16 protein-coding genes and 4 tRNA genes are annotated in these 20,829 nt (G+C 45.2%); 15 read left to right on the plus strand and 5 right to left on the minus strand.

The window, feature by feature from the left end; all coding sequences use genetic code 11:
- Positions 1-187 precede the first annotated feature (187 nt).
- Positions 188-3,142: an excinuclease ABC subunit UvrA gene (gene uvrA / locus H9W84_RS02510; RefSeq protein ID WP_239741525.1), complete on the minus strand. Its 2,955-nt coding sequence runs from the start codon at positions 3,140-3,142 to the stop codon at positions 188-190.
- 198 nt (positions 3,143-3,340) lie between these two features.
- Here uvrA and H9W84_RS02515 point away from each other — a divergent pair, with 198 nt between their 5' ends.
- The 5 genes from H9W84_RS02515 (at position 3,341) to ssb (ending at position 8,669) form a co-directional block, all read left to right on the plus strand.
- Complete coding sequence (locus H9W84_RS02515; RefSeq protein WP_239741526.1) at positions 3,341-4,651, plus strand: nucleotide-binding domain-containing protein; 1,311 nt, start codon at positions 3,341-3,343, stop codon at positions 4,649-4,651.
- Positions 4,651-5,244 (plus strand): SLATT domain-containing protein, encoded by a 594-nt coding sequence (locus H9W84_RS02520; RefSeq protein WP_239741527.1) that lies wholly within the window; start codon positions 4,651-4,653, stop codon positions 5,242-5,244. The genes H9W84_RS02515 and H9W84_RS02520 overlap by 1 nt, the downstream gene beginning before the upstream one ends.
- A gap of 72 nt (positions 5,245-5,316) precedes the next feature.
- The gene (locus H9W84_RS02525) at positions 5,317-6,306 is read left to right on the plus strand and encodes a hypothetical protein (protein ID WP_239741528.1); all 990 of its coding nucleotides are present in this window, start codon (positions 5,317-5,319) and stop codon (positions 6,304-6,306) included.
- Between the two features lie 180 nt (positions 6,307-6,486).
- Positions 6,487-7,851: an MFS transporter gene (locus H9W84_RS02530; protein WP_239741529.1), complete on the plus strand. Its 1,365-nt coding sequence runs from the start codon at positions 6,487-6,489 to the stop codon at positions 7,849-7,851.
- Between the two features lie 125 nt (positions 7,852-7,976).
- Positions 7,977-8,669 carry a single-stranded DNA-binding protein gene (gene ssb, locus H9W84_RS02535; RefSeq protein WP_239741530.1) on the plus strand — a complete coding sequence of 231 codons (693 nt, stop codon included), beginning with the start codon at positions 7,977-7,979 and terminating at the stop codon, positions 8,667-8,669.
- Between the two features lie 112 nt (positions 8,670-8,781).
- Here the strand turns inward: ssb and H9W84_RS02540 are convergent, their stop codons facing one another.
- Positions 8,782-9,822: an NADP(H)-dependent aldo-keto reductase gene (locus H9W84_RS02540; protein ID WP_239741531.1), complete on the minus strand. Its 1,041-nt coding sequence runs from the start codon at positions 9,820-9,822 to the stop codon at positions 8,782-8,784.
- A gap of 369 nt (positions 9,823-10,191) precedes the next feature.
- Here H9W84_RS02540 and gspN point away from each other — a divergent pair, with 369 nt between their 5' ends.
- From gspN to rimI, 10 genes are all read left to right on the plus strand, one after another.
- Positions 10,192-11,013, plus strand: coding sequence for a type II secretion system protein N (gspN, locus tag H9W84_RS02545; RefSeq protein WP_239741532.1), 822 nt, complete (start codon positions 10,192-10,194; stop codon positions 11,011-11,013).
- A gap of 10 nt (positions 11,014-11,023) precedes the next feature.
- A complete protein-coding gene (locus H9W84_RS02550) occupies positions 11,024-12,049 on the plus strand; it encodes a type II secretion system protein N (RefSeq protein ID WP_239741533.1) in 1,026 nt (341 codons plus the stop codon).
- Between the two features lie 83 nt (positions 12,050-12,132).
- On the plus strand, positions 12,133-14,574 hold the full coding sequence (gspD, locus tag H9W84_RS02555; RefSeq protein WP_239741534.1) for a type II secretion system secretin GspD: 2,442 nt from the start codon (positions 12,133-12,135) through the stop codon (positions 14,572-14,574).
- Positions 14,575-14,637: 63 nt separating this feature from the next.
- Entirely contained in the window at positions 14,638-15,528 is an 891-nt protein-coding gene (locus tag H9W84_RS02560; RefSeq protein ID WP_239741535.1) for an FHA domain-containing protein, read from the plus strand.
- A gap of 151 nt (positions 15,529-15,679) precedes the next feature.
- A tRNA-Thr gene (locus H9W84_RS02565) sits at positions 15,680-15,755 on the plus strand.
- A 43-nt stretch (positions 15,756-15,798) separates the two neighbouring features.
- Positions 15,799-15,882, plus strand: a tRNA-Tyr gene (locus H9W84_RS02570).
- A gap of 75 nt (positions 15,883-15,957) precedes the next feature.
- Positions 15,958-16,031, plus strand: a tRNA-Gly gene (locus H9W84_RS02575).
- A 20-nt stretch (positions 16,032-16,051) separates the two neighbouring features.
- A tRNA-Thr gene (locus H9W84_RS02580) sits at positions 16,052-16,126 on the plus strand.
- 267 nt (positions 16,127-16,393) lie between these two features.
- Positions 16,394-17,584, plus strand: a complete 1,191-nt coding sequence (gene tuf, locus H9W84_RS02585; RefSeq protein WP_007117403.1) for an elongation factor Tu — start codon at positions 16,394-16,396, stop codon at positions 17,582-17,584.
- A gap of 58 nt (positions 17,585-17,642) precedes the next feature.
- Positions 17,643-18,152: a ribosomal protein S18-alanine N-acetyltransferase gene (gene rimI, locus H9W84_RS02590; protein ID WP_239741536.1), complete on the plus strand. Its 510-nt coding sequence runs from the start codon at positions 17,643-17,645 to the stop codon at positions 18,150-18,152.
- Here rimI and H9W84_RS02595 read toward each other — a convergent pair.
- From H9W84_RS02595 to trxB, 3 genes are read right to left on the minus strand one after another with little or no spacing between them, the layout of a single operon-like run.
- On the minus strand, positions 18,145-18,963 hold the full coding sequence (locus H9W84_RS02595; RefSeq protein ID WP_239741537.1) for an arginyltransferase: 819 nt from the start codon (positions 18,961-18,963) through the stop codon (positions 18,145-18,147). The two genes, rimI and H9W84_RS02595, sit on opposite strands and share 8 nt — an antisense overlap.
- Positions 18,964-18,990: 27 nt before the next feature.
- Positions 18,991-19,782 (minus strand): leucyl/phenylalanyl-tRNA--protein transferase, encoded by a 792-nt coding sequence (aat, locus tag H9W84_RS02600; RefSeq protein WP_239741538.1) that lies wholly within the window; start codon positions 19,780-19,782, stop codon positions 18,991-18,993.
- 15 nt (positions 19,783-19,797) lie between these two features.
- Positions 19,798-20,796, minus strand: a complete 999-nt coding sequence (gene trxB / locus H9W84_RS02605) for a thioredoxin-disulfide reductase (RefSeq protein WP_007115964.1) — start codon at positions 20,794-20,796, stop codon at positions 19,798-19,800.
- Between the last annotated feature and the right edge of the window lie 33 nt (positions 20,797-20,829).

A 20,829-nucleotide genomic window follows, 5' to 3' on the forward strand; every position in this document is an offset into this window, starting at 1 on the left:
TTTGTCCCTGGATAATGTCGCAATATCCTTATCTCGTTTCATTGTGTGAATATTGGGGCGAAATGTAAAGTATTATCAATGAACAGCAAGTCATAGAGCAATGATTGGTTAAAAAAGGGTTAGACGACAACGTACTAACCCTTATTGCTAAATTTATGCCTCCAACAAACCTACGCTGGTAACAAACTTAGGCTTGCAACATCGGCTTTAGAAAACGCCCTGTGTGTGAGCGCGCGTTTTGCGCTACCTCCTCAGGCGTGCCCTCAGCAATAATCTCACCACCGCCCGAACCGCCTTCAGGACCCAAATCCACAATCCAGTCGGCTGTCTTAATCACATCGAGATTATGCTCAATCACCACCACGGTATTGCCTCGGTCACGTAGCGTATGCAAGATGTCTAAGAGCTTGGCAATATCGTGGAAATGCAAACCTGTCGTCGGCTCATCGAGCACATACAAAGTCTGACCGGTATCACGTTTGGACAGCTCTTTGGCAAGTTTCACCCGTTGCGCCTCACCACCCGATAAGGTTGGTGCAGACTGACCCAGGCGAATATAACCCAAGCCGACTTCTTGTAGGGCTTGCAAACGCCGGTAAATTGCCGGAATCGCCTCAAAAAATTCTGCCGCATCTTCCACCGTCATATTGAGCACGTCATTGATGTTTTTGCCCTTGTAGGTGATTTCAAGGGTTTCACGGTTGTAGCGTTTGCCTTGACACGCATCGCAAGGCACATACATATCAGGCAAAAAGTGCATCTCAACCTTAATCAAGCCATCGCCTTGGCAGGTTTCACAGCGGCCGCCTTTCACGTTAAAGCTAAAGCGTCCTGCTTGATAGCCACGAGCTTTGGACTCGGGCACTTGGGCGAATAGGTCACGAATCGGACTAAATACGCCTGTATAGGTTGCAGGATTGGAGCGTGGGGTACGCCCAATCGGGCTTTGGTCGATATCGACGACTTTATCTAAATGTTCTAGCCCAGTAATACTGTCAAACTCTTCGGCAACATGGGTGGTAGCGTTATTGAGCTGCGTGGTCGCTAGTGGCAATAAGGTGCGGTTGATTAAGGTCGATTTACCTGAACCCGACACGCCTGTAATAGCGGTAAACACACCAATCGGCAAGTTTAAGGTCACGTTTTTAAGGTTATTACCTTTTGCCCCTGTCAAGGTCAGCATCAAAGGTTTGGCTTCGACTTTACCCTTTTTGGCTTTTTCTTTCTTCTCGCTTTCCGCTTTTTTCGCTTGGTTTTTGGTTAAGGGAATGGCGGAGTCTTGCATTTTTTCATATTTATCGTCATTGGCGATTTTGGCTCGGTGACGCACGGTTGGCACGGCGATTTTCTTTTTGCCTGATAAATATTGACCCGTTAATGATTCAGGATTTTTGGCAATGTCTTTTGCCGTCCCTTCTGCAATGATACTGCCACCATGTACACCAGCGCCCACGCCCACATCGATGATATGGTCGGCTAGACGAATGGCATCTTCGTCATGCTCGACGACAATCACGGTATTGCCCAAATCACGCAAGCGAGTCAACGTTTGCAGCAAGCGATCATTGTCACGTTGGTGCAAGCCGATTGATGGCTCATCGAGTACATACATCACGCCCATCAAGCCCGCCCCGATTTGGCTAGCAAGGCGTATGCGCTGAGCTTCACCGCCCGATAGGGTTTCGGCAGAGCGGGCAAGGGTGAGATAATCCAAGCCCACACTCACCAAAAATTCCAACCGCTCACGGATCTCTTTGATGATTTTGGCGGCGATTTCGCCTTTTGCGCCCTCGAGTTTTAATTGCTCGTAATACGCCATTGCTTCGCCAATCGATAGCTTGACCATTTCGGCAACGGTACGGTCGCTGACTTCGACATGGCGAGCGATTTCGTTCAAGCGTGAGCCGTGACAGGCATCGCAGGTGGCATCGGCAAGGTATTTGGCAAGCTCGTCTCGCACGATGTTGCTTTGCGTAGTGCGGTAACGACGCTCCATATACGGCAACACCCCTTCAAATGGCACGGTTTTGGTGGACTTGCGCCCGCGTTCATCGACAAAGTTAAAAGTCATTTTGTCTTTACCAGAGCCATGTAAAATGACATCTTTGTGCTTTTTATCCAGTTGTTGCCACGGCGCTTCCATATCAATACCGTAATGCTCGGCAACGGTAGTCAGCAAGCCAAAATAATAGGCGTGGCGTTTATCCCAGCCTTGAATCGCCCCTTGGTTGAGCGATTTTTCAGGATGCCCGATGATTTTTTCAGCAGCGAAATATTGGCGTTTGCCCAAGCCATCACACACGGGGCACGCGCCATAGGGGTTATTAAAACTAAACAATTTTGGTTCAAGCTCAGCAACCGAGCGATCACAGACAGGGCAGCTATGTTTGGCGGACAAAATTTTATCTTCAAACTCAGCGTCCATGTCATGCAAGATGGCAATGTCGCTACCGAGTCGTAAGGCGGTCTCCAAGCTTTCGGCAACCCGATTACCCAAGTCATCCCGCACTTTGAAGCGGTCAACCACCACATCAATGGTGTGTTTAAAGGTTTTGGCAAGCGGTGGCACATCGTCAATGTCATAAATCTCACCATCGACCCGCAGCCGCACAAAGCCTTGCCCTTTTAGCTGTTCCATCAACTGGATATGCTCGCCTTTGCGGTCATCGACGACGCGCGCGAGAATCATCAACTTGGTATCTTCGGGCAATGCCATGACGGTATCGACCATTTCGGTGACGGTTTGCGCGACCATCGGCAGGTGGTGTTCTGGGCACATGGGCGTACCGACACGGGCGTACAGCAGACGCAAATAGTCATAAATCTCGGTAATGGTACCTACCGTGGAGCGGGGATTATGGTTGGTGGATTTTTGCTCGATGGCGATGGCAGGTGACAGCCCTTCGATGCTATCGACTTCAGGCTTTTCCATTTGTGATAAAAACTGGCGAGCGTAAGCCGATAAGCTTTCGACGTAGCGGCGTTGTCCTTCGGCGTATAGGGTGTCAAAGGCTAGGCTAGACTTGCCCGAACCTGATAAGCCTGTGATGACGACCAGTTTGTCGCGGGGGATGTCGATGTCGATGTTTTTGAGATTGTGGGTGCGTGCGCCACGGATTTTGATTGCGTCGTGCTGTGCCATATTGAGCTTCTTATTGTGTGTTTTTGAGTGGGAAATTTGGGTAAAAAGATGGGGTTTTAATGGGGGAATTGGGTGGGGGTTTCAATATAAGTTCGATAAATTAAGTAGAAAATTAATTTGATAAGAAATTGTTGAAATTAAATTTTTTATTCTATATATTGTGTTTTTTTATAATTTTTATTCAATATATGGTTAATTATGACTACAACTACTATTTTTGATGAATTTCTATTAAAACTAAAAGTAAGTAATGCTGAAAATATAAGCTTGCGATATGGGGAAGTTACACGAGCCCTAAACTTACAATTTAGGGATAATGACAATCGTGATTCAAATAGACTTCAAGTTGGTTCTTATGGCAGATACACCGCTATTAAAGGAGTTTCTGATTTAGATATGCTATATATTATGCCTGCAAGTAAGAAAAACGAATACTATAATGGAGGTCAGTTGCAGCTACTTAAAGATGCGAAGCAAGCTATTCAGAATAGGTATCCATCAACAAATATTTTTGTGGATAGCCCTGTCGTTTGTGTAAAATATACTGACTTCGATATTGAGCTACAACCTGTATTTGAAATTGAAAATGGTTTTGAATATCCAGATGTAAACTCTAGTTCTTGGAAAATAACTAAACCACGCCAAGAAATATCAGCAATGAAAGAGGCAAATGATACTAAGAATAACAATTTAAGAAATTTATGCCGAATGACAAGAGCCTGGAAAAACAAGCATGGTGTTGCTATGGGTGGTTTGTTAATTGATACTCTTGCACACAACTTTTTGAAAAGTACTGATAAATACGATTATGCAAATACTAGTCATTATGACGAAATGGTTAAAGATTTCTTTTACTATTTATCTAATTTGAATAAAGACCAATTAGAGTATAGGGCTTTAGGTAGCAATCAAGTTGTAAAAGTTAAGAAACCGTTTGTGAGAAAAGCAAAGAAGACTTATGAACTTGTGCTTAAAGCGATAAATGCGAAAGGTCAAAAGAATGAATTTCAAAAATGGCGTGATATTTTCGGATATTATATTCCAAAAATTGAACATAATATTGCTAATGAGAGTTTGAGCGTTTATGATTCTGTCGCTAAAACTTTTAATAATACTGAAGAATTTATTGAAGACATATATCCTGTGGATATTAGATACAATTTGGAAATTGACTGTGAAGTGACTCAAGCAGGTTATAGACCATCATCCTTAAGGAATATGTTAAAACAAAAGCTAAAACTATCCGTTAAAAAGGATTTAAAATTCTTTATTTTAGAAATTGATATACCGCAACCCTACCAAGTTAAATGGAAAGTACTAAATCGAGGAGTAAAAGCCGAAGAAAAAAACTGTATTAGAGGTTCAGTTGAGAATGATGAAGGGTATCAGAGGAAGATAGAAAGAACTGACTTTGAGGGTGAGCATCTTGTGGAATGTTACATTATTAAAGATAACAAGGTAGTGGCAAGAGATTTTATCGAAGTTCCAATTTCAAAAGGATTTTTTTAGTGGAAAAGAACTACTTGTTGAAGTTAATTGCTGAAAAAGCCTATGATGTTGGTTTTGGGGCAAAAAAACATTTTGCTACTTATGATATAGTAGAGAAAGCTCCAGGTTGGATAAGTTTTATTTCTACTGCCATAGGCATATTAGGTTTAGTTATTGATTCTTTATCTACAAAGTTAGTTTCAGCTATTTTTTTGATTGTTGGAATAATGACTTTTTATTTTAATACTTATGACAGCAAAAAGGGTGACTACGAAAAGGTAGGAGGGAAACTTACTTCACTTTTTAGTCAGTTGAAAACTTTGTACTTTGATGTTAAAGGTGATAATAGCAGTTCTGATTTTCAATTATATAAAGATAGGCTATCAGATATTGAAAATGAATTTTATCAAAATTCAATTAGTAAGCAAATTTTGTTCAGCAATTGGTATGCACATTATAAATTTTTTTGGGAAATGCAAATCGATTGGATAACTGAACAACGTAAATTTAGTTTATTTAGAGATAAAATCCCTTTATCTTTTACTGTTTTTTTTACCTTGGTGATTATAGCATTAGGCTATTTTTTTAAAATTAAACAATTCTGCCTGCAGTAAGATTTTTTATAAAACCCTCAAACCTTGCTATACTTCATTGAATCAAGGAAAAAGAAAATTTGAGACAATAACATGGCAACGTTAACCCAAGAACAAACCGACTTCTTAAAAAGCCACCATATCCCAATGGACAAAACCTTTGACGCCAGCGGACTATCGAGCAAAGAATACAAAGCCAAAATGAAAGAAAACGGCGCGCTCGTTGCTTACGGTGTACCGCCCTGCCCAAAAGGTCATACCCTCAAAAACAAACAAGCCAACTGCCTGCAATGCAACCCCCAAGCCATCGCATCGCTCAAACGCCAAGCCACCCCAGGGGAGGTCTATATCGCCGTCTCACCCAGTCAGCTGCTTGCCAAAATCAGCCTCGTTGAAAACGCAAGCGATATCATCCAGCAATTAAATAGCGAAAATCATGCCGAAATCAACGACTGGGCATTAGCGATGACAGGTCGCACCGACTCCATCGGACAAATGGAAAACCACTTGCAGCAGCGCCTTGCCGATTACCAAGTACCCAGAAAACTCACTGCCGATGGCAAAACCACCAAAGCCTCGGGCGTGTACGACGTCGATGTGCATGACGCGCTTGAAGTGATAAATGAAATGCCTTTTACCTTAAACGAAATTGATAACGCCGTGATGGATGATTTCCACGCGCGCTATAGCGATAAACAGCTCCGCGAGCAGCAACAAACTGAGCAGTTAGCCATCGAAGAGGCGGCGCGTAAACAAGCAGAACTTGCCGAACAAGCACGACAAAAACAGGCTAAGCTTGAAGAACAGCGCCAACGACAACAACAAGCCAAAGAGCAAAAATTGGCACAAAAACAACAACGCCAACAGCAACTTGACGCCAAAAAAGCGCAAAAACAGCAAAAAATCGCCACCCAAGTGAAGCATAGCCCGTTAGAGGGCGCGCTAGTGGCTACCCCAAAAGCATCATCTATCAGGCAATCACCGCAAGGATTTTTTGACAACCAAAAAAATGTGATGTGGCTGATGATTGCTATCGCAGTGATTTTAGCCATCATGGTAACCGCTTATGCAATGCTAAAATAATGGGGCTGAAACGATAAAGCCAAAATAATAGGGCTAAAATAATTTTTATTGCCAATAAATTCTCTGTGATAAAAATTAGGCATATAATAAGCCGTTTTTGGCAAAATTTTGTGAGCCACCATGTCAGTAAAACCCACGTCAGTAAAACCAACGTCGAGAAATATAAGTCACAACGCCTCCATGAATACATCCGAAAAGAAAGCGATTGCCGGGTTGGGCGGTATCTTTGCCTTGCGCATGCTCGGACTATTTATGATTGTGCCTGTGTTTGCAGTATATGGCACGCAATATGCACACGCCACGCCGTTTTTGATTGGATTGGCGATTGGTATCTATGGCTTAGGGCAGGCGATTTTTCAGATTCCCATGAGTTTTTTGGCGGACAAATATCCGCGTAAACCGATTATCATTGCAGGGTTATTGGTATTTGCGCTTGGGGGAGCGATTTGCGCCTTATCAACAGACATCTATATGGTGATACTGGGACGTTTGATTGCAGGCAGTGGGGCAGTTTCAGCGGTGGTGATGGCACTACTCGCGGATGTGACCCGTGAAGAGCATCGCACCAAAGCGATGGCAACCATGGGGCTGACCATTGCCATGTCGGTAATGGTCGCATTTGGGCTTGGTCCGATTTTGACGCATGTGCTCGATATTTCAGGCTTGTTCTGGGTGACAGTGGCGTCCGCTATTTTCGCCATTGGCTTACTGTGGATCGTGCCCACCCCAAATCGGGTACTAAAGCACAATCTCAATAATCACTCAGTTAAAGCACAGTTTGCTGAAGTATTAAAAATTGCCGATATTAACCGGTTGCATTTGGCGATTTTTGCGCTGCATTTGTCAATGACAGCGATGTTTACCTTATTGCCACACCAGTTTCATGATGTGCTTGGCTTGACGGTGGCGCAGCAAGGTTTTGTGTATTTGCCGTTACTATTATTGGGCTTTATCATTGCGGTTCCGCTGATTATCATTGCAGAAAAAAAACGCCAAATGCGCGCCGTGTTTTTGGCATCCTTAGCGACCTTGGTGGCGGGATTGGTATTTTTGGCGGTGGCTAGTCAAACTATTGTAGGTTTAATTATTGGGCTTGCAGTTTATTACATTGGCTTTAACAGCCTTGAGGCGACCATTCCGTCTTGGATTTCCAAACGCGCGCCCGTTGCCAACAAAGCGACGGCAATGGGTATTAACTCATCTGCACAGTTTTTGGGTGCTTTTGTGGGCGGTGCCATGGGCGGTATTTTGCTGACCAAACCGATGTGGTTGTCGTGGACGGTACTCGCTATCGTGACTGTTATTGCGTTATTGTTTATCCTGCCGATTGCATCCCCACCGTATTTGACCAGCCTAACGATTACCCTGCCAACAGGTATTGACACGACTGCATGGTCACAGCAAATTTTGGCGATTGACGGCGTGGATGAGATAGTGATGATGCCAAAAGAAAACATTGCTTATCTCAAACTGGATAAAGAAAAATTGACCGATGACACGCGACAGCATTTGTCACATCTTACCGGTCAGACGCTAGCAATTTGATGCAAAGTTTAGTAAAGTAATGGCATTGTACTTGCGCTAAATCCGCAAAGGTTTGGCTAAAAACACTATAGCGTTATTGAGAAATTCATTAAGAAAGTTATCAAAAAAATCATCAAGGAAATTCTATGCGCGGCGTAAATAAAGTAATTATTGTAGGCAACCTTGGTTCAGATCCTGAAGTCAAACAATTTGCCAACGGCGGTAGCGTGACGCGTATCGCCGTGGCAACAAGTGAGCAGTGGAATGACAAACAAACAGGTGAGCGCCGTGAGCAAACCGAATGGCACCGTATTTCATTGTTTAATAAACTCGGTGAAATTGCGGCGCAATACCTGCGTAAAGGTAGCCAAGTCTATATCGAAGGTAGCCTTCGCACCAATAAATACACCGACCAAAATGGCGTAGAGCGTTATGCCACAGAAATTCGTGCCGACCAAATGCAAATGCTTGGCACCGCAGGCGGCGTTCAAGGCGGTATTGCTAATAACAATACTGCAAGCACAACCTACCAAAACCAGCCCCAAGGTGGTTATAATCAAGTTGGCTACAACCAAGGTGGCAACCAAGCGCCCAATCATTTTGGCGGCTATCCAAACCAAAATAATGCCCAGGCTGCGCCACAAGCGGGTCAAAATGCAGGATTTGGCAATAACCCATTTATGAATGGCAATCAAGCGCCACAAGGGGCAAATACAGGAAATAATCAGCCTGCCCAAAATCCCCAACAAAATCCAGCCATGGCAATGCCAAAACCAGGCGCAGTTGATGATGATATCCCGTTCATCTATATATCAAATGAACTAGTTGGAATTATATAACTTAAATATTTAAATTTTTACTAGGTTTAAAAAAATCCTTGCACAGTCACACTGTTGCAAGGATTTTTTATGCCGTTTTGTCTGATCGTAGTCTGCTAGTAAAGTGCAGAGTTTAAGGTGCAGGGTTCGGGTATAAGGTCTGCACCGCTTCGATATCAGCCAATACCTCCTGGGATAATACCAAGTCTACGGACGCGATATTGCTGGCTAGCTGCTCAATGGTGGTTGCCCCAATAATGTTGGCAGTCACAAACGAGCGGCTATTGACAAACGCCAGTGCCATTTGTGCCATATCTAGATTATGTTTTTTAGCGACTTCGGCATAGGCTTGGGTGGCTTGTTGCGCTTGCTCATTCAAATAACGGGTAAAATGGCTATAAAGGCTCAAGCGACTGTTAGCAGGCTTGTTACCGCCCAAATATTTGCCTGATAACACCCCAAATGCTAGCGGTGAATAGGCAAGTAGCCCAATTTGCTCGCGGTGACTGATTTCTGCCAGTCCCACTTCATACAAGCGATTGAGTAGACTATATGGATTTTGTATGGTGATAGGTCTAGCAAGACCATGTTTATCGGCTTCTGCTAAGTAGCGCATGACGCCCCAGGGGGTATCATTGGATAGCCCATAAGCACGGATTCGACCTTTGGTGATTTCATCATTGAGTGCTTCGATGGTTTCCAAAAATGGCGTCAATTCTTTGGTGTCTTGCTGCGCCATACTTTCTGTATAGCCGCGTTGACCAAAAAAGTTGGTCTGACGCTCTGGCCAGTGTAGCTGATAAATATCGATATGGTCGGTTTGCAAGCGCTGCAGGTTGCTATCTAATGCCGCACGAATGGTTTTTTTATCAAACTTGGTATTGCCATCACGCAAAAAATCATTGCGAGAAATTTTACTCGCCAATATCACATCATTTCGCTTGCCTGTCTTGGCAAACCAGCTACCCATAAAGCGCTCGGTATCACCCTGTTTGTCTTTATCAGGGGGTGACGGATACATCTCTGCGGTATCCCAAAAGTTCACACCTTGGGCAAGGGCATAATCCATTTGTTCATGGGCATTCTGCTCGCTGTTTTGCTGTCCCCAGGTCATGGTGCCTAAGCAAATTTTGGAGACGCTATCGCCCAGTTGTGGCAATGTATCAAATTGCATGCTATTTTCCTTGTATTTTGCATTATAGTTTTAACCAGCTTGGTGAGGTGATTGTAGCAAACTCATGGTGATAAAGTCGGTTGCAAATTGTAGTGAGTGCGGCAGGCAGCCACAATAAACAGTGTGCCCAAAACAAGCCTGACAAAATTTTGATTTTTTATGGATTGACATTACAACGCAATAAAAATCAGTTATGATAAAGCGTTTCATTCTAGTTAGAAAAATATTCGAGTGTTGGCGCAGAGTGAATTCAAAATTTTGCGCTAATGGCAATTTTTATCCTGCATGAATTATTTGATTGTTGATTAATCTGCTTGTGGATTGCGTCACTTTATCGGTGTCAAAAATCATTGTAAAAGGTATTCAAGTTTGGCAACTGTCAATTCATTACGTCCGACAAAACTATGGTGGCTGGTAGGTCTGGTTTTGCTTTGCTTAAGCTTGTTGATTCAGCTACCTGCAGCGTGGTTGCTACAAAAATTTGCCCCAAACAACCCGTACTTGCAGCAAATATCCGGCAATCTTTGGCAAGGTCAAGCCAATTGGCAAATCAATGCGCGCCCCAATACGCCGCTAGCGGGTAGTGTCGATTGGCGCTGGCAGCCGTGGCATTTATTGATGGGCAAACTGGGTATGGCGGTCGATATCCGCTCTGGTAAAACCGACTTGCAAGGCGTGGTCAAATTCAATAAAACCAGCTGGCAAGCCAATGATTTCAACGGCAAAATCAGCCATGACACATTGGCGCAGTTGGTCAGTTGGCAATTACCCGACACACCGATTACCATCAAAGAAGTGTCGATTGAAAAAAATAAGCAAGGCTATCAAACCGCCAAAGGCAACATGAATTGGGCAGGCGGTGATTTGGGGTATCCCACAGGCGGCAAAACCTACCTCATCAAACTCCCCACCATGCAAGGCAACTTAAGCGCGGATAAAGCAAGTGTCCAGCCAATAGCCAACAATGGTGCCAATAGTAGCAACAAGGCAGCGCAAGGTAAAAGCTTGCATTTAGCCCTTACTACACCGCAAGCCGAGCGTCTAGGGGATTTTTATCTTGACCAAGATAATATGATAGATGTGTCATTGACTCAGCGGCTGCTCAAAAATATGCCAGCGTACCAAGGCAAAGGGGCTGATGACAGTGTAGTGGTGTCCATTCGCCAACCTTTGACCAGTATGGGTAATTAGAGACGTAGCGATGATAGCAGATATGATAAAAGCCACCCAGCGCACCTCGTTGAGCCGTAAAACAACGACTGGTAAATTAGTGCCGATGGCGGTGGTAGAAAAACTGTATCCTTGGTTGCTATTGGCAGCTATTTTTTGGTTGGTGTGGCAATTAAGCCAAGCAATTTGGCTGGTGGTTGCACCGCCCAAAGCCCCTGTACTCACCCCAGTCCCCCTGCAGCCAAACTTGGTCGCGCAATCTGCCAATACCAATGCGTTAGATTTTTTTGCGCAGCCAACTGCCCCGCAAGCGCCGGCAGCGACACCCCCAGATATTAAAGTGGTGGGCGTGACCATTGCCACCCCAGAGAGTCAATCGTATGCAATTTTGACCGCCAATGGTAAAACCTTAAGCTATCGTATCAACGACATGATTGATGGCAGTGGTTATAAATTGGTCAAAGTCGCAGCCGATTTTGTAATGGTGGCAGATGCCAGTGGTCAAACCAGTAAAGTGCCATTTGGGCAACCGTTTTTTCTTGACCAAAGCGAGGCTATCAGAGCCAAAGCGCAAGCCAACGGTGCAGCCGGCGTGGGTAACGGCTCAAATATGGGACAGACCCCCACACCGAGCTTAGGCGGCGCTGCGACACAAGCGATTGGCGGCGCGCCAGTGGCTACAAGCGATCCGCATGATCGAGAGGATTCTGCGCCCAATATTGCGCCGTCAAATGCTGCTAATACCTCGCCAAGCGGTGCATCGTCAGCTATTGGTGGCGCGATTCAAGGGCTACAGCAAAATGCCTCGGGGTATCTAAGCCAAATGGGTGTGGCAGCAACAGGGCAAGGCTATTTGGTGACCGATGCGATGTCCGCAGGACTAAAAAACCGATTGGGGTTACAAACAGGGGATAAAGTCCTCTCCGTTAATGGACAAAACGTGGGTCAAAACCCAACGCAAGATGCCCAGCTACTACGTCAAGTGCAACAAGCAGGACAAGCGCAAATTCAAGTTCAGCGCGGCGACCAAGTCGTGACAGTACGCCAGTCATTTTGACAAAAGATAGTAAAAAGTTACAGACGTCATCGCTACGTGAGACACAAGTCGGTGACATGCGTTAAAAATTGATAAGGTAAATTATGAAATACCCAACCATGCTAAAGCCACTATTTTTGAGTACGACACTGGCTATGAGTATCAGTTTGCTTAGCAGTGGTCTGTCAGCTGCGCATGCAGCCACTGGCTATAAAGTGCATTTGCAAGACGCTGATATCAAGGCGTTTATCGACCAAATTGCCACCATCACACAAAAGAACTTTGTGCTAGACCCACGCATTAATGGCAATGTGACGGTGATTTCAAACAAACCCTTATCCCGTCAAGAAGTGTATGACCTGTTTTTAGCCGTGATGAAAGTCAATGGCATTGTCGCGATTGATCGCGGGCTGACCACAGAGCTGGTCCCTGATACCGTTGCCAAGCAAGCAGGGGTAGATGTGGACTTGCGGGGTAATACCGCAGGTAGCCAAATGGCGACCCGCATCTATTATCTCACCAACACCAATGCCAATGATATCTTAAACGTCATCCGTCCGATGATGCCGCCGTATGCTAATGCTGCTGTGGTGCCAAATGTCAATGCCATTATCCTCTCTGACCGCGCCGACAGCCTCAATCAATACGCAAAATTGATTAGCGATCTTGATAGCAATATGAATGACAAGCTGACCATTATTCCGCTGCGTCATGTCGATGCCAAGCGCATGATGGATTTATTAAGCTCACTGACAGGTACGGGCGGTGGTACAGCGCCAGCTGCTGCGGGTCAATCAGGGCAACCTGCTGTGGCATCAACCGGTGGCAGCCTGATCAATATCATTGCCGACCCGATTTCTGATAGGCTGCTCGTCAAAGGTAGTGCCGAGATGACAGCCAAAGTACAGCGAATGGTAGAGCAGTTAGACACCGTGCCAACGCAACGTCTCAGTGGTCTTCGCGTGTTTCGTTTAAAATATGCCAGTGCCACCCATATTGCAGAAATGCTACGCGGACTGCTTGCCTATCAATCTATCAATAGCTCAGGTGACCAAACCACCTTGCAAGCAAGCTCAATGTTTCAATCTAGTAGCGATACCAGTAATAATAGCGCAGCGACCACCACCAATACCGCAGTGTCACCGACAGGCTCACCGCTAAATACCTCCTCCACTAGCAACACAACGACTACGCAAAACAGCGGCTATCAAGGTAGACCTTTTAGCATTATCGCTGACCAAACCCAAAACTCCGTCATCGTCAATGCCAACCCAGAGTTAATGGTAGAAATCGAAAACGCTATTAATGAGCTAGATACCCGCCGTGACCAAGTGTTGATTCAAGCAGCGATCATGGAAATCTCCGGCAATGATACCCAACAACTTGGCGTACAATGGGCAATGGGCAATGCCAATAGCGGCGTAGGGGTAATTAACTTCAATAACATCGGTGCATCCGCAGTAGGACTGGCATCTGAGATATTAAGCAAAACCCCAGGTACGGCAGCAGCTTCTGTGGCAGGCGCGCTATTGGGGATTGGTACGAGTAAAACCGATAGTAACGGGAATCGTGAGTTTTATGGCGCGATTTTGCAAGCCATCAATAAAACCAACAATGCCAATCTGTTATCTATGCCCTCTATTTTGACGTTGGATAACGAAAAAGCCAATATTTTGGTAGGGCAGAACGTGCCATTTGTGACCGGCTCTTATACCACGGCAAGTAACTCATCAACCACACCGTTTCAAACCGTCAGCCGTCAAGATGTCGGTATCAATCTCAATGTCATTCCGCATATTGGTGATAATGGTTCAGTGCGACTTGAGATTTCGCAGGAAGTGTCCTCCATTGTCGACGGTACCCTCAATAACGTGAGCGGTGTCGTCACCAACAAGAATTTAATCAAAACCACCATTTTAGCGGATGACCAACAAACCGTGGCATTGGGTGGGTTGATGCGTGATAACAGCACCTATGGTCAGCAAAAAGTCCCAGGATTGGGTGATGCGCCGATTCTTGGTAATTTATTTCGCTCAAAAAGCAAAAACTCGGACAAAACCAATCTGATTGTATTTTTACAGCCGACCATTTTGCGTAATGGTAGCGCGGTGGCAAGCGTGACCGAAAAAAGCTTAGACGGTATTCGTACCATGCAACTGGTAATTGATAAAAACGGTACGCTCAAACAAATCCCACTTAATATAAATGCCATGTTCCCCAATACCAATAGGGTGCAAAATGGCGTCAAATTGCCAACAGACGACCTGGTTACCCCAGCCGAGCAGAGCTTATCAAACACGCCAAGAGTGTATGCCAATGGTGTCGATATCGTCACGCCCGTGTCATCAAATGTGTCTCGCACAGGCAGTTCATCGACCACAACCGTGAGTCGCCCAGCGAGCAACGCCATCACCCAAGCGCCCGTCACCCAATCTACCGTTACCCAATCTACAGGGCAGACAGGGCAGGGCGCAAAGATGGCTCAAACGCCTGTGGTGATTGCGACCCCGCCTGCGGTGCAGACCATCACCGTGACAAATCCCTAAAAATGTCCCATAATGCCAAGCATAATGATACTATTAAATACCCCTTAGGAGTAGGAGACTTGCATGGATAATCATCAAACTAATGCAGTGAATACGATGAACCTTACCGACAACTCGCAAAGCACTTTATGGCAACTCATTGGACTGTCACCAGCGCTGGTGGATTTAACCATAGATATTGATAAAAGCTTAAGCATCGGACGCAGTGATAGCAATGATTTGGTATTAGCAACCTCACAAATCTCTCGCCAACACGCCAAGATTAACCGTATTGGTGAGCAGTTGTATGTGCAAGACTTGGGCTCAAGCAATGGTACCTTTATCAATGGTGAGCGCATCAGTACAGACGCGCATGCTTTGCAAGCTACCGATGAACTTGCCTTTGCTGACTTGGTATTTTTGGTGGTAAATGCCCCAGTCGATGCACTGGATGGTGCTAGTTTTCTCGATAGTTTACAAGACATTGAGAACTTCACACCCACCACTGACATTCATACCCAAACTGAATCGACTGCATCGGTTGAGCACATATCACCGAACGCTGCAGCCAACGCCGCGCCTGTGATTGATGTCGTTACCACGCAAGATTTTTTACCTAGCGAGCAGATGAGCAACACTCACGTCCAACAATCCGTACCCTCTACACCGACAACAACAGTTGACGTAGCAAGCGTTGATAATTCACCATCGCCGATAGTCAATACACCGTCTCAGCCGCCTGTCGTCACTGAGACAGTAGCAGTACCATTGCAGCCCGTTGTCCCATCCGTTCAGGTCTCAGCCGTTCAGCCAGCGCAACCATCGCCAGTTAGCACAGTAGACACTGATGCAATGAAGCCTACGCCAATGAAAAGTGAGCCAACAAAACCTGCGGCAAAGAAAAACGCCACAGTCGCAATCATGATTGTGGTAATCATTGCGCTGATTATTGCATCAGTGTTGTTGATGTATTAGGGTTTAGGTAGCAAATAAGCGGTGCAAAGAGCCTAAAATGCGGATTTGAATCATTAAATTTACGTTTTGGCAAAAAAAATGAAAAAAAACTAAAAAAACGCTTGCAAGATTAAAAATATTTGCTAAAATGCTCACCACTTTCAAGCGATACGCCGGCTTAGCTCAGTTGGTAGAGCAACTGACTTGTAATCAGTAGGTCGCCAGTTCGACTCCGGCAGCCGGCACCATCCTTTAACACATCGTGTTAAGCGTACCTTGAAAGACAACTATGGTGGGGTTCCCGAGCGGTCAAAGGGGACGGACTGTAAATCCGTTGCGAGAGCTTCGAAGGTTCGAATCCTTCCCCCACCACCATTTACCTGCTATTGTTATCTGAATATTCCCTAATCACGTTAACAGTAAGTCCAGTATGCTTGGGCGGGTCGCATTGCGGGTGTAGTTTAGTGGTAGAACCTCAGCCTTCCAAGCTGATGGTGCGGGTTCGATTCCCGCCACCCGCTCCATTATTCTAAACCAAAGTTTTGCTCATATAGCTCAGAGGTAGAGCACTCCCTTGGTAAGGGAGAGGTCCCGAGTTCAACTCTCGGTATGAGCTCCAGTTTTATAGAAAATACATTGATAGAAACCAAAAAATAGTTGAGGCAGCACAGATGTGTTGCCTTTTGTTTTAGCAATAACAAAAAAGTTTACCCATAAAGATGAAGGCTATGGAAAAAACTTGAAATTTATGTTAAATTTGCTATTTTAGTGACCTAGCAACACTCAAATTGGCAACACCAGCACTGGCAATACAGATACACCAGTTGGTTTATAGCTTTGAGCTAGGGTATTGCTAACAGTTTAACAATGATCAGAGGATTAAATTATGGCAAAGGCCAAGTTTGAACGTACTAAACCACACGTTAACGTAGGCACCATTGGACACGTTGACCATGGTAAAACAACCCTTACAGCTGCGATTGCGACCGTAGCAGCAAAACACAACGGTGGTGAAGCCAAAGACTACGCGTCAATTGACTCAGCCCCTGAAGAAAAAGCCCGTGGTATCACCATCAACACCTCACACATTGAATATGACACCCAAGCACGTCACTACGCACACGTAGACTGTCCTGGCCACGCTGACTATGTTAAAAACATGATCACTGGTGCTGCACAGATGGACGGCGCTATCCTAGTTGTATCAGCCACTGACGGCCCAATGCCACAAACCCGTGAACACATCCTACTATCACGCCAAGTAGGTGTACCATACATCATGGTATTCATGAACAAATGTGACATGGTTGATGACGAAGAACTACTAGAACTCGTAGAAATGGAAGTACGTGAACTACTATCAAGCTACGACTTCCCTGGCGATGACACCCCGATCATCAAAGGTTCTGCCCTAGAAGCCCTAAACGGCGGCGAAGGCAAATACGGTGAACCAGCCGTACTAGAACTACTTGACACCCTAGACAGCTACATCCCAGAACCAGAACGTGCGATTGACAAACCATTCTTGATGCCAATCGAAGACGTATTCTCAATCTCTGGTCGTGGTACAGTCGTAACAGGTCGTGTAGAATCAGGCGTCATCAAAGTTGGTGAAGAAATTGAAATCGTTGGTATCAAACCAACCGCAAAAACCACCTGTACTGGCGTTGAAATGTTCCGTAAACTGCTAGACGAAGGTCGTGCAGGCGAGAACTGTGGTGTACTACTACGTGGTACCAAACGTGAAGACGTACAACGTGGTCAAGTATTGGCTAAACCAGGTTCAATCAAACCACACACCAAATTTGACGCAGAAGTATACGTACTATCAAAAGAAGAAGGTGGTCGACACACCCCATTCTTAAATGGTTACCGTCCACAATTCTATTTCCGTACCACTGACGTAACTGGCGCAATCCAATTACCAGAAGGTACAGAAATGGTAATGCCTGGCGATAACGTTGAAATGAACGTAGAGCTAATCCACCCAATCGCAATGGACCAAGGCTTACGCTTTGCAATCCGTGAAGGTGGCCGTACTGTAGGTGCGGGTGTTGTTGCTAAAGTTAACGACTAATCGTTAGTAAGCATACAAAAGAGTCACTTCGGTGGCTCTTTTTTTATGGAAATAAATTATGACTGCCATACAGATATATAAGTTAGATAAAACGAGTACACAAGATAATGCTTTGCAGCAAGTACTGGCGCAGCTGGCACAAATTGAATCCGAGCTATTTGTCCACGATGCTTGGTCGGCTGCGCAAATCAATTCCCTGCTCGCGCAGCCATTTAACCATATAATTTATGCGACAGACGAGCTGAATCAGCGGTTGGTCGGCTATTGTTTTTATAGCCACATATTTGAAGATGCAGAGATTTTAAAAATTGGAACTTGTCTTGATTATCAACAGCAAGGTATTGCAAGCCAATTGTTAACAGCTATGGCGCAAATGTGCCAAGTAGCGGGTGCTGAGCGGATGCTATTAGAGGTAAGAGAAGATAATCATACTGCCCTTGCATTTTATCAAAAACATGGGTTTGAACAGATTGCCGTTCGCAAAAATTACTACGATAATCATGACATGACTAAAACCCATGCGTTAATTATGCAGCGCAAATTCAATGCTAAATTAAATGCTAAGTAGTATTCCACATGTTTAGATAATGTGCTTTTATCGCCTGTTGAAGCAGTGGCTCAACTTGCGCGGCTGTGACAGCCTCATCGAAACGATGCCACTGTTGATTGATTAATAATTCAGTGGGATAAAAACGCGATTTATACGCCATCTTATCCGAATCTGGTACCCAAAAACCTAAATATAAATAAGGTAATCCAAGACGTTTAACATAGTCAATTTGGGTAAGTATCGCAAGGGTGCCCAAACTGTTTATGGCTGCGTCGGGATCATAGAAAGTATAGACCGCTGATATGCCGTCATCTAATTGGTCGCAAACTGCCACCATGACTAATTCATCGTGAAGCCAAAACTCCATAAAAAATGACTGGGTAAAGCTATATTGTAAAAACTGTTTAAACCCTTGTAAATTGGGTGGATACATATCGCCATCACTATGGCGAGCGCAGATATAGCGAGCATATAGCGTAAAATGCGATTCATCGGCATCATCACAAGTCGTAATTACTACATCCATCTCGTGCGATTTTTGCCACAGTTTGCGCTGGGTACGATTGGGTTCAAACTCGTTAACTACTAAACGTGTAGAGATACAGCGTTGACAATGAAAGCATACAGGGCGGTATAGATGTTGTCCACTACGCCGATACCCAAGCCGTGAAAACTGAGAAAAAATAGGCGTATCTAAACGTTCATCCTTTGCTAATTCAATCAGCTCTAAACGTGCTGCACGATCCGGCAAATAACTACATTGATGCAGCGGCGTCAATTGGCTGGTCAATGCTAGACTGGTCGGGGGGTGGGGTGGTTTTAACGTCATTGGTGCTTTTAAATACCCTTAACTTACCTAAGCTTGCATAGTTGGAGGTAGGTAATAAGTCATCAAATCCTCATTTAACAGTTGATTAAGTGGCAATTTTTGACCGCAAATCGATGACCAATCAATGCTCGGTAGCGATAATTGTTGCGCGAGCTTATCTAAAAATTCCGCTCTGGGCAGAATGGTGGCACCTAAACGCATCAAATGTGGGTTAGGCAACTGACAATCCACCCAAGCAAATTGGGAATGTGCACACAGCTGCATTAACACAAAAAAAGCCGCTTTAGACGCATCTGTCACTCGGTGAAACATACTTTCACCAAAAAAAGCTTGTCCTAGCTTTAGCCCATAGAGACCACCAATCAGCTCATCATCATCCCAAATCTCGACACTGTAAGCGACTTGCTCGGCATGGAGCGCTGTATACGCTTCAATCATAGCGGGGCTGATCCAAGTGGCTGATGCAGAAGCTTGGGCATAGGTGCGGGTATCAGCACAGGCGGCAATGACCTCAGCAAAGGCAAGATTAATGGAAAACGTCCAACCTGCATTTTTGATACGCCGTTTTAGGGTTTTACTGGCGCGAAAATCGCTAGGATAAATAATACAGCGCGGGTCAGGCGACCACCAAGCGATGGGCTCGCCTTCATTAAACCACGGGAACATCCCTTGGCGATAAGCACACACTAAGGTATCAGCTGCCAAATCACCCCCCAACGCAATCAAGCCTTCACCGTCAGGGTCTGCCGCCATCGGGTCGGGAAATTGATAACGGCAAACGAAAGGGCTTTGTAATGGATGGTGATTTGGCAATGGCATCGTTGAAAGTATTAGCTAAATAGCAGAGGTGTTGGCTGATACCGTGGTATTGGCATTCGCTAGATTGACAATATCTAAATATTTTTCTGCATCCAACGCCGCCATACAACCCGTGCCTGCTGAGGTAATCGCTTGGCGATAAATATGGTCTGCCACATCCCCACAGGCAAACACGCCTTCGACACTTGTCGCTGTCGCATTACCATCCAGACCGCTTTTGACCACGATATAGCCATTATTCATCTCAAGCTGATCTTGGAAAATATCGGTATTGGGTTTGTGCCCAATCGCCACGAACATACCAGGCGCGTTGATGGTTTTGGTAGACTGGTCTTGGAGATTTTCAATCACCACACCCGTCACGCCTGCGTCATCACCCACCACTTCTTTGACTTGGCTGTTCCATTCGATGGTCACATTGCCATTTTTTTGTTTTTCAAATAATTGGTCTTGCAGAATTTTTTCTGATTTTAATTTATCACGTCGATGCACTAGGGTGACGTGGCTTGCGATGTTTGATAGATATAAGGCTTCTTCAACCGCCGTGTTGCCACCGCCAATCACCACCACAGGTTTGCCGCGATAGAAGAACCCATCACAGGTCGCACAGGCAGAGACACCAAGCCCCATAAATTTTTGTTCAGAGGCGAGACCCAAGTATTGGGCTGAAGCCCCTGTCGCTACAATGAGTGCATCACACGTGTAAGTGGCACTATTGCCGACTAAGGTGAAGGGTCGCTGAGTTAGGTTCACTTGGTTGATATGGTCATACACCAATTGGGTACCAAAACGCTCGGCATGGGCTTGCATGCGTACCATCAAGTCAGGTCCCGTCAAGCCTTGTGGATCACCTGGCCAGTTATCAACTTCCGTGGTGGTAGTCAACTGCCCGCCAGTCTGCATACCTGTGATAATGACCGGTTTTAAATTGGCGCGCGCTGCATACACGGCGGCAGAATAACCCGCTGGACCTGAACCCAAAATAATAAGCTGGTGATGGATAATTTCTGACATACGTCTTTCCTAACAATCGCTGAATAATAAACT

This window comes from Moraxella tetraodonis (assembly GCF_022359095.1).
Taxonomy (GTDB): domain Bacteria; phylum Pseudomonadota; class Gammaproteobacteria; order Pseudomonadales; family Moraxellaceae; genus Faucicola; species Faucicola tetraodonis.